This window comes from Streptomyces sp. NPDC027185, from assembly GCF_055567035.1.
In genome coordinates this window covers 357,868-383,279 of sequence record NZ_JBVHRF010000002.1, presented here as the reverse complement: position 1 = coordinate 383,279, position 25,412 = coordinate 357,868, and the positions used below count along the sequence as shown (strand labels likewise).

Below are 25,412 nucleotides of genomic sequence, written 5' to 3'. Positions count from 1 at the left end.
TCCACATGCGGCTCATCGTCCCCACAGCCCCTCGCGGGTGACCGACACTCGCGGCGAGCGGACGCCCGAGCCCGCACAGCACCTCCCGGGCCGGGACCGTACGGAGGGGTGCGGCCTGCTGCTCGTTGCCGCCCCCGCCGACCGCTGGGGCTGATGCCCCGTCCCGGCGGAGCGCCCGGCAAGAAGGTGTGGGCCGAATGCGAGCGCAGCGAGAGCGGCAGCACGGCGTGGGCACTTCTCGGCCATAGCTGCGAACTCGGCCGACCTCACTGGACGGAAGATCGCCGCACCGCCCAGACTGGCGTTGATATGTCGGGCCGGCCGACACCACCTGGGTACGCACGCCGGCGCACGGATGCAACGGGGGCGGGGCAGGGTGCCGCAGCAGGTGATCGCCGGACGGTACGAACTCCTGGAGGAACTGAGTCACGGCGGTATGGGCGATGTCTGGCGCGGCTATGACGGCGTACTGGACCGGCCCGTCGCCGTGAAGCTCATCCGGCAGCAGTCCGTCACCTCACCGCAGCTTGCGGACGAGTTCGCCAAGAGGTTCCGCCGCGAGGCCCGGATCACCGCTCGCATCCAGCACCCCGGCGTCCCGCAGGTGTACGACGCGGTTCTCGACGACACGCACGAGCGGCTGTTCCTCGTGATGGAGCTGGTCGAGGGCGTGCAGCTGTCCGCGTATGTCGACGCGGCCAGACCGCTGCCGGTGAGCTGGGCGGCGGCTGTCGTAGCCCAGGTCGCCACAGTGCTGTCACATGCTCACGACGTGCCGGCCATCCACCGGGATCTGAAGCCGGGCAATATCCTCGTCGGCCGCGACGGGACGGTGAAGGTCCTCGATTTCGGCATCGCGGCCATTCTGCGCACCGACGCGACCAAGCTCACCGCGACCGGCACGCCCATCGGGACCTCGCAGTACATGGCGCCCGAACAGGTCCGCGGCGGCCGTATCACCCCGCAGACGGACCTGTACGCGCTCGGGTGTGTCCTCCACGAACTGCTCAGCGGGCGCGTCCTCTTCCACGCGGACAGTGAGTTCGCCCTCATGTACCAGCACGTCAGCGCCGCCCCCACCTCCCTCCGGCAGCTGCGCCCCGAGGTCCCGGCCGAGCTGGAGGAACTCGTCCTGCACCTGCTCCGTAAGGCCCCGGAGGCGCGGCCCGCCGACGTCCAGGAGGTGTACGAGCGGCTGCGGCCCTTCCTGCCTGCGGTGGGCCAGATGCCGGTGCCCGGAGAAGGGGGGCCGACGGGAGTCCCGGACCCGACGGGGCTCTTTCGCCATCCGTACGCGCCGCGCTCCCGGCCCCGACCGGCGGCTGCACCGGCGCCCTCGGGGGAGCCGGTACCCGCGCCCGCTCAAGTGCCGGACGACCTCAGGGCGGAGATCAAGGAGGCGTATGCACACTCCGACGCCCTCCTCGAAGAGGAGCGGTTCGCGCAGGCCGCGGAGGTATTGGGCGAGGTCATCGAGCCGGCAGTCCGTGCCCTCGGCGCGGAGAACCGGAAGGTGTTGGAGCTGCGCACCCAGCGGGCGGCGATCCGGCTGCTCGGCGGGGACTACCGGGCCGCCCTACCCGAGTTCACCGCACTCGCCGACGCGTACGGCCGTATCGCCGGTCCCGCGAGTGAGCGGGCCCGCGCCTGCCGGGCCCAGGCCGCCCGCTGCCGCGCCGAACTCGGCCAGGTGACGGAGGCGCTCACGGCGCTGGAATCGGTGCTCGCGGTCGTCCGGTCCGTGGACAGCGACGTCAGCGAGGAAGCCATCGAACTGCGCCGTGACATCGGCATGCTGCTGCTCGCCCAGAGCCGCGCCACCGACGCCCTGGTCATCCTCGAACCCCTGCACGCCGACCTGAATGTCGTCTACGGACCCGCGGATGAGCTGACGGCCGAGGTCGCCGAGGCGCTGGCGCTGATACGACTGGATCTCGACGGGACGGCTGGCTGAGTCCGCTGCGCCCCGTACGGCAGGAAGCAAGACGGTCGGACGTGCGCCGACTGTGGGAGGGAACCCACGAACATGAACACACACCACTCCTCCGACGCTCCGAGCGTGACCACGCAGGTGCGTCAGGTGGGCAACGCTCTCAAACAGTTCTATGGCGAGCTCCTCGACGTCAGCGACCTGGACGGCATGCCGGACAAGGAGCGCGAACCTCGCCTGCTCTCCCGGGCCTTGACCGCTCAGGCCGTGCGCATGGTCACGGGTTTCAGTCCCGAGGAGGCGGCCGGCACCGTCATCGACGGGCACGCGGACCAGGGCATCGACGCGATCGCTGTCGTGGACGGACCCCGCCCGCATGTGTACCTGGTCCAGGGAAAGTGGAGCAAAGACGGTAAGGCCAAGGGTGAGCGGGACGCGGTGCTGGAACTCCTGGCCGGGTTGCGCCTGATCGACGACGAGGACTTCGCCCCGTTCAATCCGCGCGGACGGCAGCTTGCGGAGTACGCCAAAACGATCATGGACCGCGGCCCTGTGCCCGTCACCCAGGTCATTGTCCTGATGCGGCCCGACACGCCTGGTATCGGCTTCCGGCAGGCCATCGTCACCGGCGAGAAGGAATTCAACCGTTACGGAGAGATCCTCGACCACCGGATCATCCTGGCGCCCGAGGTATGGTCTTCCGTCCGCCGGGACCTCACGCCTGAGCCAGCGCGCCTGTCGGCCACTTTGTTCCCCTGGTTCGGTATCAGTTCCCCGTACGAGTCGTACCAGGGTGTCGTCGCGGCCGAAGAGGTGGCGCAGTGGGCCAAGAGCGGCTCCAGCCTTTTCAACCTGAACATCCGGAACCCCCTGGGCAGGACCCCGATCAACAATGAGCTGGTCAAGACGCTCAGCAAGACACCGGCGCTGTTCTGGTACTTCAACAATGGCATTACCGTGCTCTGCGATTCCGTCGAGAAAGCCCAGCAGAACATGCGCGCGCCCCAGCACCACCCTTTGACGCTTACCCTGAACCACGCGAGCGTCGTCAACGGCGCTCAGACCGTCCGGTCGGTTGCCGAAGCGCTCGCCGCCGATGACATCGCGGCCGAGGCTCAGATCGGCGTGCGGATCATCGTCACGGGTAAGGCGGAGGAATTCGCCAAGGAGACCACCAAGGCCACAAACCGGCAGAACAGCGTCGGTGCACGCGATTTCATCGCGCTCGACCCGGTGCAGGCCGCGATCCTGGAGGAGATGAGGGCGGAACTCGGCCTGGAATACAGCGTGAGGCGCAGCGAGCTGGACCCGCCGGAGGAGTCGGGCTGTTCCGTGGTCGAGGCCGCCTGCGCCCTCGCTTGTGCCCGGTCCGACAGCCAGTACGCGGCGCGCATAGCCCTTTCCCTGGAACCGCTCTGGGAGCGCGGCTCGCAGGGTGTCTACGACGTCCTGTTCCGGCCGCAGCCCGGCGTCTTCCTGCTCTGGAACGCGGTGCAGGTGCTGCGTCAGGTGCGGCGCAGTCTCCTCGAACTCCGCAAGCGCTACGAGGGACGTGGTGCGGCTCTGACGGAGCATGGCACCTATCTGCTGACCCACCTGGTGTTCCGCCTGCTGGACACCGACGCCATCGGGGAGCCCGACCAGGACCTCGCATGGGCCGCGGATGCGAAGGAGAAGACGAAGGCCCTCGTCGAGCGGCTGCTACCTGTCACTGCGGCAGCGATCGACGAACTCTTCACCGAGCGTTCTGTTATCCGCGCCGTGTGTTCCGACATCACCCGTTGCCGAGAACTCGCCGGGCATGTGCTCGCCACCATGTCGGGGGAGCTCGGCGACACCGTGCCCGACACGTACCGTCGTGTCCGTCCGAAGCGGAAGCGGCGCCGACCCAACGCTGTCCATGTCCTCGTGGACAAGGGAATTCTGAGCAACGGGGATCCGCTCACCTTGAGCAGCGGCTACCCGCTCGAAGCAGCAGCGCTGCGGGATTGGCTTGCCGAAGATGAGCGGCGTGGTCGGGCCACCTGGGTCAATCACCGTACGAAGCCGATTCTGTGGGCGGCTGACGGCAAGCAGTACGCGCCCTCCGGTCTGATCACCCATATGTGGGAGGAGGCCGGCTGGACGGACCGACCCGTGGCGAACCAGGGAACCGCCCGCTGGGTGACCCTGTCGGGAGCGAGCCTTGCCGATCTGGCGTGGAGTGTCTTGGACGCCTTGGAGGAAGCGGACGAGTCTGTGGACCCGGCCGTCGACCAAACTCACCGGTAGAACCACCAGGAGAACCTCCGCCATGCCCCGCCTCGCCTTCTGCGCCCAGCTCCCCAAGCTCCAGGGCACGGTCCGTAAGGGGGGCTTCGACGCCTGGGAGAAGTTCGAACGGCTCACCCTGGACCAGCTGTTCAAAGACCCCGGCCTGAAACTGGAGTCGCTCAAGAACGCTCGCGACCCGCACATCCGGACGATCCGGATCGACCGCGGTACCCGAGCGGTCGTGCTGGCGCCCGACAGCGGCGACACGTACGTCCTGCTGCGAGTACTGCCGCACGACGACGCGAACTCATGGGCGATCAAGCAGAAGGCGAGCATCAACACGGTCACCCGGGCCGTCGAGATCCGCGACATCGCAGTCCCAGAGGAACTCACCCCCGCCTATGAACGGATCGCGCCCGCCCCCGAGCAGCGGCTCTTCGCCCGATTCTCGGACGGGGATCTCGCGGCCCTCGGCATCGACGGGACGACCCTGCGTCAGGCCCGGGCTCTCACCAGCCTGGAGCAGCTGGAAGCCTTCGCGTCGTTCTTCCCGCAGGATCAGCGCGAGGTAGGAGTATCTGGCCGCAGGCTTCACGGTGGAGGACGTGTGGCGCGAGGTGGTGGCCATCAACCTGGCCGCCACCGACAGCGCGGAACCCGTGAACCCCGCCGACTACGAGACCGCCATCCGGCACACCCGGACCCGCATCTCCGTGGTGACCGGCTCGGAGGAACTCCGCGAGATCCTCGACAAGCCCTTCGCCGCGTGGCGGGTCTTCCTGCACCCGTCCTAGGACAAGGTGGCCTACCGACCCTCCTACTCCGGCCCGGCCCAGGTCACCGGAGGCCCCGGCACGGGTAAGACGGTCGTCGCCCTGCACCGCGTACGCCACCTGCTCCGCCATCTGCGCGACGGCGACCGCGTCCTGCTCACCACGTACACCAACGCCCTGGTGGCCTCCCTGCGCGCGGGCCTCGCCGAGTTCGTCGACGACGAGACGCGCCGGGACCGGGTGGACATCATGACCGTCGAAGCGTTCGCCGGGCGTGTGTTGTCCACGTCACGCAGGCCCCTGCGTGCCGACGAGGAGCCGGCCCGCTGGCAGCGGGCCGCCCGGACCGGAGGCTTCACCGGGAGCTCGCAGTTCCTCGCTCAGGGGTACAAGCACGTCGTCCTCGCCCAGAACCTGCGCACGTACGAGCAGTACGAAGCCGCCGAGCGCAAAGGGCGCGGCAGCGCGCTGCACGTGGCGGCTCGGCCGTCGGTGTGGGGCGCCATCGAGGAGTTCACCGCCAGGCTGGCCTCCGACGGGCTGCGGACCTACCTCGGCACCTGCTCGGAGGCCGCGGACCTGCTGGAGCGGACCGGGCCCCGCTACCGACATGTCGTCGTCGACGAGGCCCAAGATTTTCACCCCGCCCAGTGGCGCCTCCTACGCGCCGCCGTGCCGGCGCGCCCGGACGACCTGTTCATCGCGGGCGACCCGCATCAGCGGATCTACGACAACAAGGTCTCCCTGAAGGCGGTCGGGATCAAAGTCGCGGGACGGTCGACGAAGATGCGCAAGAACTACCGCTCCACGCACGAGATCCTGAGCTGGTCCACCGCACTCCTCGTCGGACGTCCCTTCGCGGAGCTTGAGGATGACGCCCGCCACGAAACTCTGCTCTGCTACCGCTCGGCTCTGCACGGGAGTGGCCCCGAGGTGCACGCGGCCAGCTCCCTCGAAGCGGAGCTGACAGCACTCGTCGCACGTGTCCGCAGCTGGCTGGAGGACGGCATCTCTCCCGGTGACATCGGTGTGAGCGCCCGCTTCGAAGCGAACCTGCGACCAGGTGGCGGAGCGCCTGTCGGCCGCCGGAATTCCTGCCCAGCGACTGCGAGCGGATCGGCCTGCAGCGGCTGACGCGGTGAACGTAGGCACCATGCATTCTTTCAAGGGCCTGGAGTACCGATGCGTCGCGGTGGTCGGTGTCCACGATGGTGCTGTGCCGTTTCTCAAGGCGGTGACGCCGGCGGATGTCGACCGCCTTCAGCACGAGGCCGACCTTCTCGCGGAACGCTGCTTGCTGTTTGTCGCCTGCACCCGAGCCCGCGACGGCCTGTACGTGTCGTGGTCAGGGGACCCCAGTCCGTTCCTGCCGCAGGCGGGGTGTGAGGTGGGAACGCCCGGCACTGTTCCGTAACGGCTACGCGCAGGGTCACAGCGATGCGAGGAAGAGCGGTGGTAGACCTGGTGGCCTGCATGGCCGGAGAGGCAGTGAGCCGCTTTGACGAGCCCGCTGGAGGAGAGGGTGGCACAACCCGATGAGTGTGTCGGGGGTGTGTCGCACATAGTGGGCAACAAGGAGAGAGGGTGGGAGTCAGCGGTACTGACTCCCACCCTCTCTGATGGCACTTACCGAATCAGATCACTGTCTCGGACCATTGACCGGCGAGTGCCCCCGGCAGGATTCGAACCTGCGCACACGGCTCCGGAGGCCGTTGCTCTATCCCCTGAGCTACGGGGGCGTTTCGCCGTGTTGCTCGGCGACGGGTAGAACACTACCAGCTCCGATGGGGTGTTCCGGCACGTGATGGAGGGAGGGGTGCGGAGAGTGTTCCGGGTGGTCGGGAGCGTGGTGGCCGTCGGGGCGAAGAGGCGGGCCGACGGGGGCGGCGAAGATCGCTGTCGTCGCACGGGGTGTACCGGCCCGACGGGCGGTCCGTACGGGCGGCGGGCTCCGGGAGCGGGGTGTAGCGCATGGCGGGGGCGGGTGGGGAGTGGTCCGGGAAAGGTCCCCCGCACGGGGGCCGAAGTGCGGAAAAGCGGTACACCGCCGGAGACGGGCCCCTAGTCTCGTCGTGTGCCTGGCTTGTGCGGTCGGATCCTTGTCGTCGATGACAGCGAAGTGATCCGGCAGTTGATCAGGGTCAATCTCGAGCTGGAGGGCTTCGAGGTCGTGACCGCGGCTGATGGTGCCGAATGTCTGGACGTCGTGCATGACGTGAGACCCGATGTGATCACCCTCGACGTGGTGATGCCGCGGCTCAACGGTCTGCACACGGCGGCGCGGCTGCGGGCCGACCCGCGGACGTGGGACATCCCCCTCGCGATCATCAGTGCCTGCACGGGGAGCGAGGCGGAGAGCGGGGAGTCCGTGGGCGTCGACGCGTTCCTGGGCAAGCCGTTCGAGCCGGCGGAGATGGTGCGGACGGTGGCGCGGCTGGCCAGGGAAGGGCGGCGGCCTGCGGTCGGCGGCGCGGCGGCGGACCGGTCGGCGGCGGAGCGCGCCGCCGGGCTCGCGGCGGCGCGTCAGCAGCCGGGCCTCGCCGAGCACGTCGCGCACCTCGAATGCGGCGACCATCTGGACCGGCGGGACCACTTCGCGGTGCGGCCGGAGCGGCTGGAGCACCTCGGCGGGGGCCGCCGGGAGCGCTCCCACGGCTGACCGGGGCGGCTCCCGGTGAGCTTCCCCGGAGGGCCGGCCCCGTGTCCGGGCCGGCCCGGGAGTTCCTCGCGCGCACCGGGGTGCCCGGGTGACCATCCGGTGGGCCGGCTCCCGGTGCCCGGAAGGGGGCGGGGCGCGTGAGGTGCGCCACGTCCGGGCCCCGGTGTCCACCAGGCGAAACCTGGTCGCATGGGTGGCCCCGTTCTCCCATACGCTTGTCCTGTGACCCCCGCCGAGCTGTCCTGTGCCGTGCTGCGCTCCGTGCGTGGCGCCGTGGCGGAGCGGGAGCTTTCCGTGGCGGTGCCGGAGCGGGTGGTGGTGCGCCCCGCACCGCACTCCGGGGACTACGCGTCCAACGTCGCGCTCCAGCTCGCCGCCGGTGCCGGACTGCCCGCCCGGGAGGTCGCCGAGGTGCTGCGCAGGCGGCTGGCCGGCTGTCCGGGCCTCGCCCGGGTCGAGGTCGCGGGGCCCGGCTTCCTGAACTTCACGCTGGGCGGCGACGCATCCGCCGAACTGGTCCGCACCGTCCTCGCCCAGGGCCCCGCGTACGGCACGGGCGGCGCCCGCCCGGGGCGCCCCGGAGCCGCCGTGCCGCCGCCCCGGGGAGCGCGGGGACTCGTCGTCGCCGAAGCCCTGGCCCGGATCGACGCGGCGGCCGCCGCCCCGGGGCCGGACGCGCCGGACTCCCGCGACCGGCACCGCCCGGACGCCCTCGTGACCCGGGCGGACGACGGGCCGCGGGCCGCCGCCGGGGCCGGGCCGTCATCCGAAGCCGCCGGGACCGCGCCGTCCCCCGAGTCCGGGGCCGCCGCCGAGCTGGACCGGCTGGTCGCGCGGCTCGGCGGGGACGAGGCGCGATGGGCGCTGCTGCGGCCCGCCGCGCACGACCCGGTGCGGCTGCCCGAGCGGCCCGCGCAGCGGGAGGAGAACCCGCGCTTCCGGGTGCAGTACGCGTACGCCCGGACCCGGGCGGTGGCGCGGAACGCCCGGGAGCTGGGCTTCACGGGTGAGCCGGGCGACACCGGATCCGGGACGTATCCCAGCGCCGGTACGGGTACCGCCACCGGCACGGCCGCCGCGCCGGACCCGCGCGGGCCCGCCCCGGTCGGCTCCCGCGACGACACGGCACACAGCCCGGCCCCTGGAACGACCGCTGTGACCACCGCGTCCGGCCCGTCCGCCGCCCCCGGAGCGCCCGCCCACGGCGCCCACGCCCTCCATCTCCTCCTCGGCGGTTTCCCGGACGCCGTCGCCGCCGCGGCGCGCTACCGGGCGCCGGACCGGGTGGTGCGCCATCTGGAGGCGGTGGCCGACGCGTATCTGCGCTGGCAGGGAGAGTGTCCGCCGCTGCCCGTCGGCGAGGAGAAACCCTCGGCCGTGCACCGCGCCCGGGTGGCCCTCGCCGAGGCCACCGGGACGGTGCTCGCCAACGGCCTCCGCCTGCTCGGCGTCCTTGCACCCGTACGACTCTGAACGACATTTCGAGGGGATCTCCACCACCATGAGCCGTTCCGCCCACCCCGCCGGGCCCCGTCACGCCGACGTCCTGCCCGAGGGGCACTACGCCGGGCCGCCCGCCGACCTCAACTCCCTCGACCCGCGGGTCTGGTCGCGTACCGTCCGGCGCGACGCCGACGGTGTGGTGACCGTCGGCGGACTCGACGTGAAGGCGCTCGCGGAGGAGTTCGGCACCCCCGCGTACTTCCTCGACGAGGAGGACTTCCGGGCGCGCTGCCGGGCCTGGAGGGAGGCGTTCGGCACGGACGCCGACGTGTTCTACGCGGGCAAGGCGTTCCTCTCCCGCGCGGTGGTGCGGTGGCTGACCGAGGAGGGCCTCAACCTCGACGTCTGCTCCGGCGGTGAGCTGGCGACCGCGCTGGACGCCGGGATGCCCGCCGAGCGGATCGCGCTGCACGGCAACAACAAGAGCACCGAGGAGATCACCCGCGCCGTCGAGGCGGGCGTGGGGCGGATCGTCCTCGACTCCTTCCAGGAGATCGTGCGGGTCGCCGACATCGCGCAGCGGCTCGGCAAGCGGCAGCGGGTGCAGATCCGCGTCACCGTCGGCGTCGAGGCGCACACCCACGAGTTCATCGCCACCGCGCACGAGGACCAGAAGTTCGGCATCGCGCTCGCCGGCGGCCAGGCGGCCGAGGCCGTGCGGCGCACGCTGACCCTCGACGGTCTGGAGCTGACCGGCATCCACAGCCACATCGGCTCGCAGATCTTCGACATGGCCGGTTTCGAGGTCTCCGCCCGGCGCGTGGTCCAGCTGCTGACCGAGGTGCGCGACGAGCACGGCGTGGAGCTGCCGGAGATCGACCTCGGCGGCGGCCTCGGCATCGCGTACACCTCGGACGACGACCCGCGTGAGCCGCACGAGATCGCCAAGGCGCTCGGCGAGATCGTCACCAAGGAGTGCGAGGCCGCCGGGCTGAGCGTGCCGCGGATCTCCGTCGAGCCGGGCCGCGCCATCGTCGGCCCCACCGCCTTCACGCTGTACGAGGTCGGCACCGTCAAGGAGCTGGAGGGGCTGCGGACGTACGTCTCCGTCGACGGCGGGATGTCCGACAACATCCGCACCGCGCTGTACGACGCGGAGTACACCGTCGCACTGGTCTCGCGGACCTCGGACGCCGAGCCGATGCTCTCGCGCGTGGTCGGCAAGCACTGCGAGAGCGGCGACATCATCGTCCGGGACGCCTTCCTGCCGTCCGACGTGGCCCCCGGCGACCTGCTGGCGGTGCCCGCGACCGGCGCGTACTGCCGCTCGATGGCCAGCAATTACAACCACGCGCTGCGGCCGCCGGTGGTGGCCGTCGCGGGGGGCGCGGGCCGGGTGATCGTCCGCAGGGAGACGGAGGAGGATCTCCTGCGGTTGGATGTCGGATGACGCACTCCTCCGGGTGTCCGGAGCGGGCGACATAAATGTCTCGGTATCCGGACGAGGCGCGGAAAGTGCCATCCGGTGCGTGAGACTGAGAAATTACCGAGCAGAAAAACGGCAGTATCGATGAAGAGCAGAGGTCGAATGATGCGTACGCGTCCGCTGAAGGTGGCGCTCCTGGGCTGTGGTGTGGTCGGCTCAGAGGTGGCGCGCATCATGACGACGCACGCGGACGACCTCGCGGCCCGCATCGGTGCCCCCGTGGAACTGGCCGGGATCGCCGTCCGCCGCCCCGACCGCGTGCGCGACGGCATCCCGGCCGAGCTGGTCACCACCGACGCGATGGAGCTGGTCAAACGTGAGGACGTCGATGTCGTCATCGAGGTCATCGGCGGCATCGAACCGGCCCGTGAGCTGATCACCACCGCCTTCGCGCACGGTGCCAGCGTCGTCTCCGCCAACAAGGCGCTGGTCGCCGCCGACGGCGCCGCGCTGCACGCCGCGGCCGAGCGGCACGGCGCGGACCTCTACTACGAGGCGGCCGTCGCCGGTGCGATCCCGCTGGTCCGCCCGCTGCGTGAATCGCTCGCCGGCGACAAGGTCAACCGCGTCCTCGGCATCGTCAACGGCACCACCAACTTCATCCTCGACAAGATGGACACCTCCGGCGCCGGATACAGCGAGGCGCTCGACGAGGCCACCGCCCTCGGGTACGCCGAGGCCGACCCGACCGCCGACGTCGAGGGCTTCGACGCCGCCGCGAAGGCCGCGATCCTCGCCGGGATCGCCTTCCACACCCGCGTCACCATCGACGACGTGCACCGCGAGGGCCTGACCGAGGTCACCGCCTCCGACATCGCCTCCGCCAAGCGGATGGGGTGCACCGTCAAACTGCTCGCCATCTGCGAGCGCGCCGCGGACGGCGCGTCCGTCACCGCCCGCGTGCACCCCGCGATGATCCCGCTCAGCCACCCGCTGGCCTCCGTCCGCGAGGCGTACAACGCGGTCTTCGTGGAGTCCGACGCCGCAGGTCAGCTGATGTTCTACGGACCGGGCGCGGGCGGTTCGCCGACCGCCTCCGCGGTCCTCGGCGACCTCGTCGCGGTCTGCCGCAACAAGCTCGCCGGCACCACCGGGCCGGGGGAGTCCGCGTACACGCAGCTGCCCGTCAGCCCCATGGGCGAGGTCGTCACGCGGTACCACATCAGTCTCGACGTGGCCGACAAGTCCGGCGTCCTCGCGCAGGTCGCCACGGTCTTCGCCGAGCACGGGGTGTCGATCGACACCGTCCGTCAACAGGGGCGGCCCGACGCCGACGGCGAGGCGTCCCTCGTCGTCGTCACCCACCGGGCGGCCGACGCCGCCCTGTCGTCGACCGTCGAGGCTCTGCGCGAGCTGGACACCGTCCGTGGTGTCGCCAGCATCATGCGGGTCGAAGGGGAGTAAAGGAACCCATGTCTGCCAATTCCACCGCGTCCGCCGCGAACGGTCAGTGGCGCGGAATCATCGAGGAATACCGCGACCGGCTGCCGGTCAGCGACACGACCGAGGCGGTCACCCTGCGGGAGGGCGGCACACCGCTCGTCCCCGCGCAGGTGCTGTCCGAGCGCACCGGCTGCGAGGTGCACCTCAAGGTCGAGGGTGCCAACCCCACCGGCTCCTTCAAGGACCGCGGGATGACGATGGCCATCACCCGCGCCAAGGAGGAGGGCGCCAAGGCCGTCATCTGCGCCTCCACCGGCAACACCTCCGCCTCCGCCGCCGCGTACGCGGTGCGGGCCGGGATGGTCTGCGCCGTGCTCGTCCCGCAGGGCAAGATCGCCCTCGGCAAGATGGGTCAGGCGCTGGTGCACGGTGCGAAGATCCTCCAGATCGACGGAAATTTCGACGACTGTCTGACGCTCGCCCGTGGACTTTCGGACAAATATCCGGTCGCACTTGTGAACTCCGTCAACCCTGTGCGCATCGAGGGCCAGAAGACCGCGGCGTTCGAGATCGTCGACATGCTCGGCGACGCGCCCGACATCCATGTCCTGCCCGTCGGCAACGCCGGCAACATCACGGCGTACTGGAAGGGCTACCGCGAGTACGCCGCCGACTCCCTCGCCTCGCACACCCCGCGGATGTGGGGCTTCCAGGCGTCCGGCAGCGCCCCGATCGTGCGCGGCGAGGTCGTCAAGGACCCGCACACCATCGCCACCGCCATTCGCATCGGCAACCCCGCGTCGTGGTCGTTCGCCGAGCAGGCGCGGGACGAGTCGGGCGGCGCCATCGATGAGGTGACCGACCGTCAGATTCTGGCGGCCTACCGGCTGTTGGCCGCGCAGGAGGGCGTCTTCGTGGAGCCCGCGTCGGCCGCCTCGGTCGCCGGTCTGCTCAAGGCCGCCGACGAGGGCAAGGTCGACCCCGGTCAGCGCATCGTCTGCACGGTGACCGGCAACGGCCTCAAGGACCCCGACTGGGCCGTGGCCGGCGCGCCGCAGCCCGTCACCGTCCCGATCGACGCGGACGCCGCGGCCCAGCGCCTCGGCCTCGCGTAACCGGCGACCGCACCCGCCGGGCGTACGGCGGGCCACCGGCCCACGGGGCGGGTGACCCGCCGTATCGCAAAGTCTGCAAAGGCTGCAAAGTCGGAAGTGAGGCACGGTTCGGCGTGCGACACGCACCGTGCGCCTCCCGTGCGCCCTATGTCGCCACAGAACCTTCCTTCGATAGGCTGGCAGCCAACTCCCCTCCGCACGGCATGACGCAGTGGTGTGCAGGGCAGGTCAGAACAGACCCCGGCGGCCGGCCGGGCGCCTCGGCGCCGCGGTGGCGCGGGGCAGTACCGCACATCAATCAAGGAGAGTCATCGAGCGATGGCCGGTCCCGCGTTCCGTGCCGCCGCCGTCCGGGTGCGCACCCCCGCCACCAGCGCCAACCTCGGCCCCGGCTTCGACGCCCTCGGCCTGTCGCTGGGGCTGTACGACGATGTCGTGGTGCGGGTCGCCGACTCCGGTCTGCACGTAGACATCGCAGGTGAGGGCAGTGAAACCCTGCCGCGCGACGAGAGCCACCTGCTCGTACGCTCGTTGCGTACCGCCTTCGACCTGCTCGGCGGGCAGCCGCGCGGGCTGGAAATCGTCTGTGCCAACCGCATTCCGCACGGCCGCGGCCTCGGCTCGTCCTCGGCGGCCATCTGCGCCGGCATCGTCGCCGCCCGCGCGGTGACCATCGGCGGTGAGCAGCGGCTCGACGACACCGCGCTCCTGGAGCTGGCCACCGAGATCGAGGGCCACCCCGACAACGTCGCCGCCTGTCTGCTCGGCGGCTTCACGCTGGCCTGGACGGACGCCGGCGCGGCCCGCGCGATCCGGATGGAGCCGGCCGACTCGGTCGTCCCCGTGGTCTTCGTCCCCGGGAAGCCGGTGCTCACCGAGACCGCCCGCGGACTGCTGCCGCGCGCCGTCCCGCATGTGGACGCGGCGGCCAACGCCGGACGCGCCGCACTGCTCGTCGAGGCGCTGACCAGGCGCCCCGAGCTGCTGCTGGCCGCGACCGAGGACCGACTTCACCAGGAGTACCGCGCCCCGGCGATGCCGCAGAGCGTGGCCCTGGTGAACCGACTGCGTGCGGACGGTGTCCCCGCGGTCATCTCCGGTGCGGGCCCGACGGTGCTCGCACTGGCCGAGGAAGCCTCGGCCGACAAGGTCGCCGCGCTGGCGGGAGAGGGCTGGGCGGCCAACCGGCTGACCCTCGACGCGGCGGGCGCGTGCGTCCTGCCGCTCGCCGGGTGACCGGCGCGGGTGATCGACGATTGCCGGTCTCGGGAAGGGGGAATGTTTGTTGGATCCGGTAGTGTTAACCTCAAGTCAGTACTCGACGCCTGAGTGGCGCGATGCTTCGTGTCCCTATCGGGACCACCTTTCTTCCGGGAGCCTCCCAAACTGCTCGAAGCAATGGCCCGAGCAGGAGTGAGCACGCTCCGGAATCGGCGTGACGGACATGGGTCACACAGCATCCCTTCGCGCCGGACCAATGAATTGATCTCTCCGCCGTATCCGGCGGGACCACCGCCCCGGCCCGGTTCGCAACACCGCGGGACCACCAGCCGGACAGCACAACCGGTCGCCGAGCCAGACAGGCCGACGCCCGCTCCAGGGAAGGACCCTTCGTGAGCGACACCACCGATCTGATGGGCGTGCGCACCGATGGCAGTGCCACCGCGCCCGCCACGGACGCTCCCGCCGCGCCTGCCACCGGTGCTGCCGGCACCACGCGGCGCCGCCGTTCCGGTACCGGCCTCGACGGCATGGTCCTGGCAGAGCTGCAGCAGGTCGCCTCCGGCCTCGGCATCAAGGGCACCGCGCGGATGCGCAAGAGCCAGCTGATCGAGGTCATCAAGGAGAGGCAGGCCGCGGGCGCCTCCGGCGCCGCCAAGGCCGACGCGCCCGCCGAGACCGACACCAAGCCCAAGCGCCGCACCACCTCCAAGGCCCGTACGGGTGAGGGCGACGCCGCCAAGGCCGCCGACAAGCCGGCCAAGGCCGACAAGAGCGCCGACAAGCAGGCCGGGCAGCAGCAGATCGACATCCCCGGTCAGCCCGCCAGTGACGAGCAGCCGGCCGGTGAGCGCCGTCGCCGCCGGGCCACCGCCGCCGCCGGCAGCCCCGAGGGCGCCGCCGAGCCCAAGGCCGAGCCGAAGGCCAAGGCCGACACCGCCGCCGACGAGCGCCCCGCCAAGGGCGAGCAGTCCGAGCAGCAGCACAAGGGCGGCGACCGCCAGGACCGCGGGGACCGTCAGGACCGCGGCCCGAAGGGCGACCGCCGCGACCGCCAGCAGGGCCGCCGCAACAAGAACGACGGCAACGACTCCGGCAACCAGGGCGACCGCCAGGGCCGTCAGCGGGACAACCGTCACGACGACGGCGACGACTTCGAGGGCGGCCGCCGTGGCCGCCGCGGCCGCTACCGCGACCGCCGGGGCCGTCGTGGCGGCCGTGAGGACTTCGGCAACGAGCCGCAGGTCTCCGAGGACGACGTGCTGATCCCCGTCGCGGGCATCCTCGACATCCTCGACAACTACGCGTTCATCCGGACCTCCGGCTACCTGCCCGGCCCGAACGACGTGTACGTCTCGCTCGCCCAGGTCCGTAAGAACGGTCTGCGCAAGGGTGACCACGTCACCGGTGCGGTGCGCCAGCCGCGGGACGGCGAGCGCCGCGAGAAGTTCAACGCGCTGGTCCGCCTCGACACGGTCAACAGCGTGGCGCCCGAACAGGGCCGTCAGCGGCCGGAGTTCGGGAAGCTGACGCCCCTTTACCCGCAGGAGCGGCTGCGCCTGGAGGGTGAGTCGGGCGGTCTGACGACCCGGATCATCGATCTGGTGACGCCGATCGGCAAGGGCCAGCGTGGTCTGATCGTGGCCCCGCCGAAGACCGGTAAGACCATGATCATGCAGGCGATCGCCAACTCGATCACCCGCAACAATCCCGAGTGCCACCTGATGGTCGTCCTCGTCGACGAGCGGCCCGAAGAGGTCACCGACATGCAGCGGTCGGTCAAGGGCGAGGTCATCTCCTCGACCTTCGACCGCCCGGCCGAGGACCACACCACCGTCGCCGAGCTGGCCATCGAGCGCGCCAAGCGCCTCGTCGAGCTGGGTCACGACGTGGTCGTCCTGCTGGACTCCATCACCCGTCTGGGCCGTGCGTACAACCTCGCGGCGCCCGCCTCCGGCCGCATCCTGTCCGGTGGTGTCGACTCGACCGCGCTCTACCCGCCGAAGCGGTTCTTCGGCGCGGCGCGCAACATCGAGGACGGCGGTTCGCTGACCATCCTGGCCACCGCGCTGGTCGAGACCGGTTCGCGGATGGACGAGGTGATCTTCGAGGAGTTCAAGGGCACCGGCAACCTGGAGCTCAAGCTCGACCGCAAGCTCTCCGACAAGCGGATCTTCCCCGCGGTGGACGTCGACGCGTCGTCCACCCGTAAGGAGGAGATCCTGATGGGCGCGGACGAGCTGGCCATCGTCTGGAAGCTGCGCCGGGTGCTGCACGCCCTGGACCAGCAGCAGGCGATCGAGCTGCTGCTGGACAAGATGAAGCAGACGAAGTCCAACGCGGAGTTCCTGCTCCAGATCCAGAAGACGACGCCGACCACGGGCAACGGCAACGACTGACGCCCCGGTCACACGCCGTGACCACGGAAAGCCCCTCGCACCTCCGGGTGCGGGGGGCTCCGTGCTGTCCGGGGCGGAGCGGGTGCCCGGCGGCCAGGCCCGGTCGCGTACGGGGTACGGGCGCGTGCCGGGGGCGGTCGGTCCGTATCCCTCCGTCCGGGGCGTCCCGCTGAGACCTTTCGCACAGGAAATGCCCGGAACCGACCGCCCGCGGGTGGCCGGAAAGTGACCATCGTCCCTGGTCGGGGCGGCCGGACGGGCGGGGCGGCGGAGCGCGGTCGCCGCCTTGCCGTCACCGGACCGGCACAGGTCGCTGTGCAACCCTTCCGTCCGGCTCCCCGTCTCCCACGACATGACGCGCCGTGCCCGCACGGGGCGGGCGGGGGCAGCGCACACGGACCGAGGAGCACATGGCCGACAGCAACGGGACGCAGCAGGAGGCGGCGGGCCGCAACCGCCGCATACGCGCCACCGGCCGCCGCCGCAAGGCGCCCAGCCGGCGCCGCCGTGCCCTGACCATCACGCTCTGCGCGGGAGTCAGCTGTCTGCTGCTCACCGGCGCCGGACTCGGTTACGTCTACTACCAGCTCAACGGCAACCTCAAGGGCATCGACATCAACGCCGCCCTCGGCAAGGACCGGCCCGACGACGTCGACAACGGCTCGCTCGACATCCTCGTCCTCGGCTCCGACTCGCGGGCCGGCAGCAACGCCGAGTACGGCGCCGACGAGGGCGGCGCGCGCTCCGACACCGCGATGGTGCTGCACGTCTACAAGGGCCACAAGAAGGCGAGCGTCGTCTCCATCCCGCGCGACACCCTCATCACCCGGCCGTCCTGTCTGAAGGACGGCAAGGAGGTGCCCGGGGCGCGGCGGGTGATGTTCAACACCGCCTACGAGGTCGGCGGTCCGGCGTGCGCCGTCAAGACCGTCGAATCGCTCAGCGGCATCCGTATGGACCACTTCGTCGAGGTCGACTTCACCGGGTTCAAGAAGCTCATCGACGCGCTCGGCGGGGTGCCCCTCACCACCAGCAAGCCGATCGACGACGACTCCAGCCACCTCCACCTGCCCGCCGGACACCACGTCCTGACCGGCGAGCAGTCCCTCGGACTCGTCCGCACCCGGCACGGTGTCCCCGGCGGCGACGGCAGCGACCTCGGGCGCATCCAGCTCCAGCAGACCTTCGTCAAGGCGCTGATGCAGCAGGTCAAGAGCGTCGGCGTGTTCACCAGCCCGGCCAAGCTCTACGACATCGCCGACACCGCCACCAAGACCGTCACCACCGACACCGACCTCAACTCCGTCGGCGCGCTGACCGGCCTGGCGAAGTCGCTCGCCTCCCTCGGCTCGCAGGACATCCGCATGGTCACGCTGCCCGTGGCGTACGACAAGCTCGACCCGGCACGGGTCGCCCCGCTGCCCCGGCAGACCGCGCAGGTCTGGGACGCGCTGCGGCAGGACCGCGCCATCCCCCGGAGCGCGCTCAAGGACTCCGCGGGCGACAAGGGCGGCACCGGTTCGTACGTGAAGTAGCGGCGGATCACCACGCGAAGTGGGGGAGTGGAAACGGCGGGTAACCGCGGGATCCCGGGGGTTTCCCCGCGTACGGGGCGGGGAATACCCGGCGGTCCACCCCGGTTTTGGGAGATGCGACAAGTCCTGGCAGACTGGACCGTCGGCCCCGGTTCACGTGACGCAAACCCGCGGCACGACCCGGAGCACTCCCGAACCTAGGAGATCCCCTTGAAGCGCGACATCCACCCGGAGTACGTCGAGACGCAGGTCAGCTGCACCTGTGGCGCGGCCTTCACCACCCGTAGCACCGTCGAGGGCGGCAGCATCCGCGCCGACGTCTGCTCCGAGTGCCACCCGTTCTACACGGGCAAGCAGAAGATCATGGACACCGGTGGCCGTGTGGCCCGCTTCGAGGCCCGCTTCGGCAAGGCCGCCGGTTCGGCCAAGAAGTAGCGACCCGCAAGGCGCCGGTTGCCGGTCGCCCCTCGAAGGGGCGACCGGACCGGCGCTTTGTCGTCCAGGCCACGGACCCGGCCGGAGGTCCGGCGACGCCGCGGCCCCGCGCCGCACCAGGTGACCGGCGCCCGGAAACACCAGTCAGCTAAGGAACCCCACGATGTTCGAGGCGGTCGAGGAACTGATCGGCGAGCACGCCGGTCTGGAGAAGAAGCTGGCCGACCCCGCGGTCCATGCCGACCAGCGCGAGGCCATGCGTCTCAACAAGCGCTACGCCGAACTCACCCCGATCGTCGCCACCTACCGTTCCTGGAAGCAGACCGGCGAGGACATGGAGACCGCGCGGGAACTCGCCGCGGACGACCCGGACTTCGCCGACGAGGTCAAGGAGCTCGACGCCCGGCGCGATGAGCTGACCGAGAAGCTGCGGCTGCTGCTCGTCCCCCGCGACCCGAGCGACGACAAGGACGTCATCCTGGAGGTCAAGGCCGGTGAGGGCGGCGAGGAGTCCGCGCTGTTCGCCGGTGACCTGCTGCGGATGTACCTGCGCTACGCCGAGCGGGCCGGCTGGAAGACCGAGATCCTGGAGGCCAACGAGTCCGACCTCGGTGGCTACAAGGACGTCCAGGTCGCCGTGAAGACCAAGGGCGGCGGCGGGGCGACCGAGCCCGGCCAGGGCGTCTGGGCCCGGCTGAAGTACGAGGGCGGGGTGCACCGCGTCCAGCGCGTCCCCGCCACCGAGTCGCAGGGCCGTATCCACACCTCCGCCGCCGGGGTGCTCGTCACGCCCGAGGCCGAGGAGGTCGAGGTCGAGATCGGCCCCAACGACCTGCGGATCGACGTCTACCGCTCGTCCGGCCCCGGCGGCCAGTCGGTCAACACCACCGACTCCGCGGTGCGCATCACCCACCTGCCCACCGGCATCGTCGTCTCCTGCCAGAACGAGAAGAGCCAGCTCCAGAACAAGGAGCAGGCGATGCGCATCCTCCGCTCGCGGCTGCTGGCCGCCGCCCAGGAGGAGGCCGAGCGGGAGGCGTCCGACGCCCGCCGCAGCCAGGTCCGCACCGTCGACCGCTCCGAGCGCATCCGGACGTACAACTTCCCGGAGAACCGCATCTCCGACCACCGCGTCGGCTTCAAGGCGTACAACCTGGACCAGGTGCTCGACGGTGAGCTCGACCCGGTCATCCAGGCGTGCGTGGACGCCGACTCGGCGGCCAAACTCGCCGCCGCCCAGTAGGACCCCGCACCACCCGCACGCCCGCACGACCGGCTGGAGGAACCCGTGAACCTGCTGCTCGCCGAGGTGGCCCAGGCCACCCAGCGGTTGGCCGACGCCGGCGTGCCCTCACCGCGCTTCGACGCCGAGGAGCTGGCCGCGCACGTCCACGGCGTCAAGCGCAGCCAGCTGCACACCGTCGCCGACGCCGACTTCGACGCCCGGTACTGGGAGGCCATCGCCCGCCGCGAGGCCCGCGAACCGCTCCAGCACATCACCGGGCGGGCGTTCTTCCGCTACCTCGAACTCCACGTCGGCCCCGGCGTGTTCGTGCCCCGCCCGGAGACCGAGTCGGTGGTCGGCTGGGCCATAGACGCGGTGCGCGCGCTGGACGTCGTCGAGCCGGTCATCGTCGATCTGTGCACCGGCTCCGGCGCCATCGCCCTCGCCCTGGCGCAGGAGGTGCCGCGCTCCGAGGTGCACGCCGTGGAGCTGTCCGAGCAGGCCCTGACGTACGCCCGGCGCAACGTCGAGGGCTCGCGGGTCACCCTCCACCACGGCGACGCGCTGACCGCGCTGCCCGAGCTGGACGGCCAGGTGGACCTGGTCGTCTCCAACCCGCCGTACATCCCGCTCACCGAGTGGGAGTACGTCGCCCCCGAGGCCCGCGACCACGACCCCGAGCTGGCGTTGTTCTCCGGTGAGGACGGGCTGGACACCATCCGGGGCATCGAGCGGACCGCGCACCGGCTGCTGCGGCCCGGCGGGCTCGTCGTCGTCGAGCACGCCGACACCCAGGGCGGCCAGGTGCCGTGGATCTTCGCCGAGGAACGGGGCTGGGCCGACGCGGCCGACCACCCGGACCTGAACAACCGGCCCCGTTTCGCCACCGCGCGCCGGGTGTCGCCATGACGGCCACCCCGACGCCCGATGTATCCGTTCCGCACGAGGAGGACCGTTAAATGGCACGGCGATACGACTGCAGCGACGCGACCGACCGCGCGACCGGTCTGCGTGAGGCCGCGTCGGCCGTCCGCCGCGGCGAGCTGGTCGTCCTGCCGACCGACACCGTCTACGGCATCGGCGCGGACGCGTTCAGCGCCGAGGCCGTCGGTGATCTGCTGGAGGCCAAGGGCCGCGGCCGCGGCATGCCCTCACCGGTCCTCATCGGCTCGCCCAACACCCTGCACGGCCTGGTCACCGACTTCTCCGAGCAGGCGTGGGAGCTGGTCGACGCGTTCTGGCCGGGCGGGCTGACCCTCGTCGCCACCCACCAGCCGTCACTGACCTGGGATCTCGGCGAGACCCGCGGCACCGTCGCGGTGCGGATGCCGCTGCACCCCGTCGCCATCGAACTGCTCACCGAGTTCGGCCCGATGGCGGTCTCCAGCGCCAACCTCACGGGACACCCCTCCCCGCAGGACTGCGACGCCGCCCAGGAGATGCTCGGCGACTCCGTCTCCGTCTACCTCGACGGCGGCTCCACGCCCGCCGCCGTGCCGTCCTCCATCGTCGACGTCACCGGCCGGGTCCCGGTGCTGCTGCGCGAGGGCGCCCTCAGCGCCGAGGAGCTGCGGAAGGTCGTGCCCGAGCTTGAGGTGGCCAATTGATGGCGCCCCTGGGGCGCGGCATAACGGGGCCGGGCGAGACCGCCTTCCCGTCGGTGCCGCCGTCCGGCTACGCCGCCGCCGTCCAGGCCCGCGCCGCGGCGCCGGCCGCGCCCGCCCGCTTCCGGATCCTGCACGTCTCCACCGGCAACGTCTGCCGCTCGCCGATCACCGAGCGGCTGCACCGGCACGCCCTGGACCTGCGGCTCGGCGGCGGGACGAGCGGTCTGGTGGTGGAGAGCGCCGGCACCTGGGGCCATGAGGGCGCGCCCATGGAGACGCACGCCGCGACGGTCCTCGCCGACTACGGCGCCGACCCGGCCGGGTTCCTGGGCCGGGAACTGCTCGACGAGCACGTCATCCGCGCCGACCTGGTCCTGACCGCCACCCGCGACCACCGCGCCCAGGTCATCTCGATGGGCCACTCCGCGGGGCTGCGCACCTTCACGCTGAAGGAGTTCAACCGCCTGGTCCGGGCGATAGACCCGGCCACCCTGCCCGAGCCCGACCCGGAGCTGCCCGACCACGGACTGGTCGAGCGGGCCCGCGCCCTGGTCGGCGCCGCCGCCGCGCTCCGCGGCTGGCTGCTGGCGCCCGACCCGGAGTCCGACGAGGTCCACGACCCGTACGGCGCCCCCATCACCTTCTTCCGCTCCATCGGCGACGAGATCAACCAGGCCCTCGACCCGGTCGTCACCGCCCTCACGGGGGTCCCGGCACGGGCGTAGGGGAAACCCGGGCCCGGACACCGGGGCCGCCCACGGCCCTCTCCCGCCCCGTACGCCCCCGGTGCCCCCGCCGCCGCGCCCGATCGCCGTACCGCGCCTACATTGGACGTGAGTCCCCGTACGAGGCCCGGAGCGCGCCATGTCCGCCACCACCGCGTCACCCCGCAGTACGCCACCGGACGGCGCGCGTCCGGACGCCGTGGCGGCCGCCGACGCCGGGGCGTGTCCGGCCGACTTCGCGGCGCTGGCCGCCGCCGACCCGGAGATCGCCGGCGTGCTGGTCGGCGAGAGCGCCCGGCAGAGCGAGACGCTCCAGCTCATCGCCGCGGAGAACTTCACCTCGCCCGCGGTCCTCGCCGCCCTCGGCTCCCCGCTCACCAACAAGTACGCGGAGGGCTATCCGGGCGCCCGCCATCACGGCGGCTGCGAGATCGTCGATCTCGCCGAGCGGATCGCCGCCGAACGCGCCAGGGCCCTCTTCGGCGCCGAACACGCCAACGTCCAGCCCCACTCCGGCTCCTCCGCCGTGCTGGCCGCCTACGCCGCCCTGCTGCGCCCCGGGGACACCGTGCTGGCCCTGTCCCTGCCGCACGGCGGGCACCTCACCCACGGCTCGCCCGCCAACTTCTCCGGCCGCTGGTTCGACTTCGCCGGCTACGGCGTCGACGCGGCCACCGGCCTCCTCGACCTCGACGAGGTCCGCGCCCTGGCCCGCGAACGCCGCCCCAAGGCGATCGTCTGCGGGTCGATCGCCTACCCGCGCCACTTCGACTACGCCGCCTTCCGCGACATCGCCGACGAGACCGGCGCCTACCTCATCGCCGACGTCGCCCACCCCGCCGGACTGATCGCCGGGGGAGTGGCGCCCAACCCGGTGCCGTACGCCGACGTCGTCTGCGCCACCACGCACAAGGTGCTGCGCGGGCCGCGCGGCGGGATGATCCTGTGCGGGGCGCGGCTGGCCGAGCGCATCGACCGCGCGGTCTTCCCGTTCTCGCAGGGCGGCGCGCAGATGAACTCCGTCGCCGCGAAGGCCGTCGCGTTCCGCGAGGCGGCCACCGACGCGTTCCGCGGCTACGCCCGGCGGACCGTCGACAACGCCCGGACGCTCGCCGCCGCCCTCGCCGACCAGGGCCTGACGCTCGCCACCGGCGGCACCGACACCCATCTGATCGTCGCCGACACCGCGCCGCTCGGCCTCGACGCGGCGGCGGCCCGCGCCCGGCTGGCCGCCGCCGGGATCGTCCTCGACACCTGCGCGCTGGCCTGCCCGGACGGACCCGCGCGCCGTACCGGCATCCGGCTGGGCAGCGCGGCGGTGACGACGCAGGGGATGGGCGGGCCGGAGATGGCGCGGATCGCGGAGCTGATCGGCGCGGCGCTGCGCGGGGAGCGCGCGGTCCGGCCGCGCACCGCGGCCCTCGTCGGCGGTTTTCCGCCGTATCCCGGCCGGAACTGAACGGGAACCGCGTACGGCCCCCCGCCGTCCCACACCGCGGGGACGGCGCCGGACCTCTGTCACCCGGCAGCCCGCCACCTGTGTGTACGGCGTGGTCGCGGACCCGCATAGGGTGTGGGGCTGTGATGGCCAGCTATATCTGTGGGGCAGCCCGTGCGTGAATACCTGCTGACGCTGTGCGTCACGGCCGCGGTGACCTATCTGCTGACCGGCCCGGTGCGGAAGTTCGCCATCGCGGCCGGGGCGATGCCGGAGATCCGCGCGCGTGACGTGCACCGCGAGCCGACGCCCCGGCTCGGCGGCATCGCGATGTTCGGCGGGTTGTGCGCGGGCCTGTTGGTGGCCTCCCATCTGACCAATCTCAAGAGCGTCTTCGCGGACTCCAACGAACCGCGCGCCCTGCTCTCCGGCGCTGCGCTGATCTGGCTGCTGGGCGTCCTGGACGACAAGTGGGGCGTGGACGCGCTGGTCAAGCTGGGCGGTCAGATGGTCGCCGCGGGCGTGATGGTCCTCCAGGGTCTGACGATCCTGTACATCCCGATCCCCGGCGTCGGCACGTACCTGCCGTCGCCGACGCAGGGCACCCTGCTGACCGTCGCGCTGGTCGTCATCACCATCAACGCGGTGAACTTCGTCGACGGTCTCGACGGTCTCGCCTCCGGCATGGTCTGCATCGCCGCCGCGGCGTTCTTCATGTACGCGTACCGCATGTGGTTCGGCTACGGCATCGAGGCGGCGGCGCCCGCGACGCTGTTCTCGGTGGTGCTGATGGGCATGTGCCTGGGCTTCCTGCCGCACAACATGCACCCCGCGCGGATCTTCATGGGCGACTCCGGATCGATGCTGATCGGCCTGGTGATGGCCGCCGGCGCGGTGTCGGTGACCGGTCAGGTCGACCCGGATCTGCTCAGCCTGAAGACCGGCGGTATCCGCGAGGCGACGCACTCGATGGTCCCGGTCTACATCCCGCTGCTGCTGCCGCTGACCGTCATCGCGGTGCCGGTCGCCGACCTGATCCTGGCGATCGTCCGGCGCACCTGGAACGGCCAGTCGCCGTTCGCCGCGGACCGCGGTCACCTCCACCACCGGCTGCTGGAAATCGGCCATTCCCACAGCCGCGCCGTCCTGATCATGTACTTCTGGTCGGCGCTGATCGCGTTCGGCGCGGTCGCGTATTCCGTCAACAACGCGAGCATGTGGATCGTCCTGGGCATCGTGCTGCTGAGCGCCGTCGGACTGGTGCTGCTCCTGCTGCCGCGGTTCACGCCGCGGGCGCCGATGTGGGCGCAGCGCATCGTCCCGCCGCGCTACCGCAGGGTCGTCCGCCCCGAGCCCGCCGAGGGCGCCGTGGCGGAGCCCGCCGAGGGCGTACGGGAGGAGCGGGACGCGGCGCGCGAGGCGGTCGCCGCGGGGCTGCACGGCGCCACCGCGATCGGCGAGCGGTCACGCTTCGTGGACCACCGCCGCGCGGACAGTCACCGCTGAAACCCGTGTGCGACGTCATCGGCGTCCGTCAACTGCGTCATCAAATCGGGTGAGTTGGCGCTATAGCAGACAAAGTGCTTTCTGTCGCTGCACCAACGCGCAGGATCACGCTCACGTGTGACAGGTGGCACACCATAGAGGTAAAGACCTCATCAAATAGTTTGTGATACCGTTCACGAGACTCGGCGACAGGGCCGAAGGCCCGCACAGTTCCGGGCCTTTGGGCCCATCAGGTTCTTCCGCCGGCCGGGTCTACGCTCGTTCCTGACGAACACCCCC

17 protein-coding genes, 1 tRNA gene and 1 pseudogene are annotated in these 25,412 nt (G+C 71.3%); 18 read left to right on the top strand and 1 reads right to left on the bottom strand.

The genetic code is table 11. The features are described 5' to 3' along the window. Positions 1 to 355: 355 nt before the first annotated feature. From ACZ4M8_RS06885 to ACZ4M8_RS06875, 3 genes and pseudogenes are all read left to right on the top strand, one after another. Positions 356 to 1,954 (top strand): serine/threonine-protein kinase, encoded by a 1,599-nt coding sequence (locus tag ACZ4M8_RS06885; RefSeq protein WP_467603976.1) that lies wholly within the window; start codon positions 356 to 358, stop codon positions 1,952 to 1,954. A 105-nt stretch (positions 1,955 to 2,059) separates the two neighbouring features. Beyond that, the gene (locus ACZ4M8_RS06880; RefSeq protein WP_467603974.1) at positions 2,060 to 4,201 is read left to right on the top strand and encodes an AIPR family protein; all 2,142 of its coding nucleotides are present in this window, start codon (positions 2,060 to 2,062) and stop codon (positions 4,199 to 4,201) included. 22 nt (positions 4,202 to 4,223) lie between these two features. Next, a pseudogene (locus ACZ4M8_RS06875) lies at positions 4,224 to 6,370 on the top strand (UvrD-helicase domain-containing protein). Positions 6,371 to 6,623: 253 nt separating this feature from the next. Here ACZ4M8_RS06875 and ACZ4M8_RS06870 read toward each other — a convergent pair. Then, a tRNA-Arg gene (locus tag ACZ4M8_RS06870) sits at positions 6,624 to 6,695 on the bottom strand. Between the two features lie 335 nt (positions 6,696 to 7,030). Between ACZ4M8_RS06870 and ACZ4M8_RS06865 the strand changes: the two genes are divergently transcribed. From ACZ4M8_RS06865 to ACZ4M8_RS06795, 15 genes are all read left to right on the top strand, one after another. Beyond that, a complete protein-coding gene (locus tag ACZ4M8_RS06865) occupies positions 7,031 to 7,615 on the top strand; it encodes a response regulator (RefSeq protein WP_467603973.1) in 585 nt (194 codons plus the stop codon). A gap of 222 nt (positions 7,616 to 7,837) precedes the next feature. Next, positions 7,838 to 9,088: an ArgS-related anticodon-binding protein NrtL gene (gene nrtL / locus ACZ4M8_RS06860; RefSeq protein WP_467603971.1), complete on the top strand. Its 1,251-nt coding sequence runs from the start codon at positions 7,838 to 7,840 to the stop codon at positions 9,086 to 9,088. A 28-nt stretch (positions 9,089 to 9,116) separates the two neighbouring features. Continuing rightward, a complete protein-coding gene (gene lysA / locus ACZ4M8_RS06855) occupies positions 9,117 to 10,508 on the top strand; it encodes a diaminopimelate decarboxylase (RefSeq protein WP_467603968.1) in 1,392 nt (463 codons plus the stop codon). A 138-nt stretch (positions 10,509 to 10,646) separates the two neighbouring features. Continuing rightward, positions 10,647 to 11,948, top strand: a complete 1,302-nt coding sequence (locus ACZ4M8_RS06850) for a homoserine dehydrogenase (RefSeq protein ID WP_467603967.1) — start codon at positions 10,647 to 10,649, stop codon at positions 11,946 to 11,948. An 8-nt stretch (positions 11,949 to 11,956) separates the two neighbouring features. Next, complete coding sequence (gene thrC, locus ACZ4M8_RS06845) at positions 11,957 to 13,042, top strand: threonine synthase (protein ID WP_467603965.1); 1,086 nt, start codon at positions 11,957 to 11,959, stop codon at positions 13,040 to 13,042. A 318-nt stretch (positions 13,043 to 13,360) separates the two neighbouring features. After that, a complete protein-coding gene (gene thrB / locus ACZ4M8_RS06840; protein ID WP_467603963.1) occupies positions 13,361 to 14,278 on the top strand; it encodes a homoserine kinase in 918 nt (305 codons plus the stop codon). A 377-nt stretch (positions 14,279 to 14,655) separates the two neighbouring features. After that, positions 14,656 to 16,662 carry a transcription termination factor Rho gene (gene rho, locus ACZ4M8_RS06835; protein ID WP_467603960.1) on the top strand — a complete coding sequence of 669 codons (2,007 nt, stop codon included), beginning with the start codon at positions 14,656 to 14,658 and terminating at the stop codon, positions 16,660 to 16,662. 410 nt (positions 16,663 to 17,072) lie between these two features. Beyond that, on the top strand, positions 17,073 to 18,197 hold the full coding sequence (locus ACZ4M8_RS06830) for an LCP family protein (RefSeq protein ID WP_467603959.1): 1,125 nt from the start codon (positions 17,073 to 17,075) through the stop codon (positions 18,195 to 18,197). 210 nt (positions 18,198 to 18,407) lie between these two features. Further along, entirely contained in the window at positions 18,408 to 18,632 is a 225-nt protein-coding gene (gene rpmE, locus ACZ4M8_RS06825) for a 50S ribosomal protein L31 (protein WP_399085801.1), read from the top strand. 163 nt (positions 18,633 to 18,795) lie between these two features. Next, entirely contained in the window at positions 18,796 to 19,875 is a 1,080-nt protein-coding gene (gene prfA, locus ACZ4M8_RS06820) for a peptide chain release factor 1 (RefSeq protein WP_467603957.1), read from the top strand. A 45-nt stretch (positions 19,876 to 19,920) separates the two neighbouring features. Continuing rightward, a complete protein-coding gene (gene prmC / locus ACZ4M8_RS06815; RefSeq protein ID WP_467603956.1) occupies positions 19,921 to 20,766 on the top strand; it encodes a peptide chain release factor N(5)-glutamine methyltransferase in 846 nt (281 codons plus the stop codon). A gap of 50 nt (positions 20,767 to 20,816) precedes the next feature. Further along, positions 20,817 to 21,464, top strand: a complete 648-nt coding sequence (locus ACZ4M8_RS06810; protein ID WP_467603954.1) for an L-threonylcarbamoyladenylate synthase — start codon at positions 20,817 to 20,819, stop codon at positions 21,462 to 21,464. Next, entirely contained in the window at positions 21,461 to 22,189 is a 729-nt protein-coding gene (locus ACZ4M8_RS06805) for an arsenate reductase/protein-tyrosine-phosphatase family protein (RefSeq protein ID WP_399085789.1), read from the top strand. The genes ACZ4M8_RS06810 and ACZ4M8_RS06805 overlap by 4 nt, the downstream gene beginning before the upstream one ends. A 139-nt stretch (positions 22,190 to 22,328) precedes the next feature. Beyond that, on the top strand, positions 22,329 to 23,648 hold the full coding sequence (locus tag ACZ4M8_RS06800) for a serine hydroxymethyltransferase (RefSeq protein ID WP_467603953.1): 1,320 nt from the start codon (positions 22,329 to 22,331) through the stop codon (positions 23,646 to 23,648). Between the two features lie 141 nt (positions 23,649 to 23,789). After that, the gene (locus ACZ4M8_RS06795; RefSeq protein ID WP_467603952.1) at positions 23,790 to 25,133 is read left to right on the top strand and encodes an MraY family glycosyltransferase; all 1,344 of its coding nucleotides are present in this window, start codon (positions 23,790 to 23,792) and stop codon (positions 25,131 to 25,133) included. The last annotated feature ends 279 nt before the right edge of the window (positions 25,134 to 25,412 follow it).

Coding starts and splice junctions, on each gene's coding strand:
- ACZ4M8_RS06885 (WP_467603976.1), top strand. CDS start 356: ATGCAACGGGGGCGGGGCAGGGTGCCGCAGCAGGTGATCGCCGGACGG.
- lysA (WP_467603968.1), top strand. CDS start 9,117: ATGAGCCGTTCCGCCCACCCCGCCGGGCCCCGTCACGCCGACGTCCTG.
- ACZ4M8_RS06850 (WP_467603967.1), top strand. CDS start 10,647: ATGATGCGTACGCGTCCGCTGAAGGTGGCGCTCCTGGGCTGTGGTGTG.
- thrC (WP_467603965.1), top strand. CDS start 11,957: ATGTCTGCCAATTCCACCGCGTCCGCCGCGAACGGTCAGTGGCGCGGA.
- thrB (WP_467603963.1), top strand. CDS start 13,361: ATGGCCGGTCCCGCGTTCCGTGCCGCCGCCGTCCGGGTGCGCACCCCC.
- ACZ4M8_RS06830 (WP_467603959.1), top strand. CDS start 17,073: ATGGCCGACAGCAACGGGACGCAGCAGGAGGCGGCGGGCCGCAACCGC.
- prfA (WP_467603957.1), top strand. CDS start 18,796: ATGTTCGAGGCGGTCGAGGAACTGATCGGCGAGCACGCCGGTCTGGAG.
- ACZ4M8_RS06810 (WP_467603954.1), top strand. CDS start 20,817: ATGGCACGGCGATACGACTGCAGCGACGCGACCGACCGCGCGACCGGT.
- ACZ4M8_RS06800 (WP_467603953.1), top strand. CDS start 22,329: ATGTCCGCCACCACCGCGTCACCCCGCAGTACGCCACCGGACGGCGCG.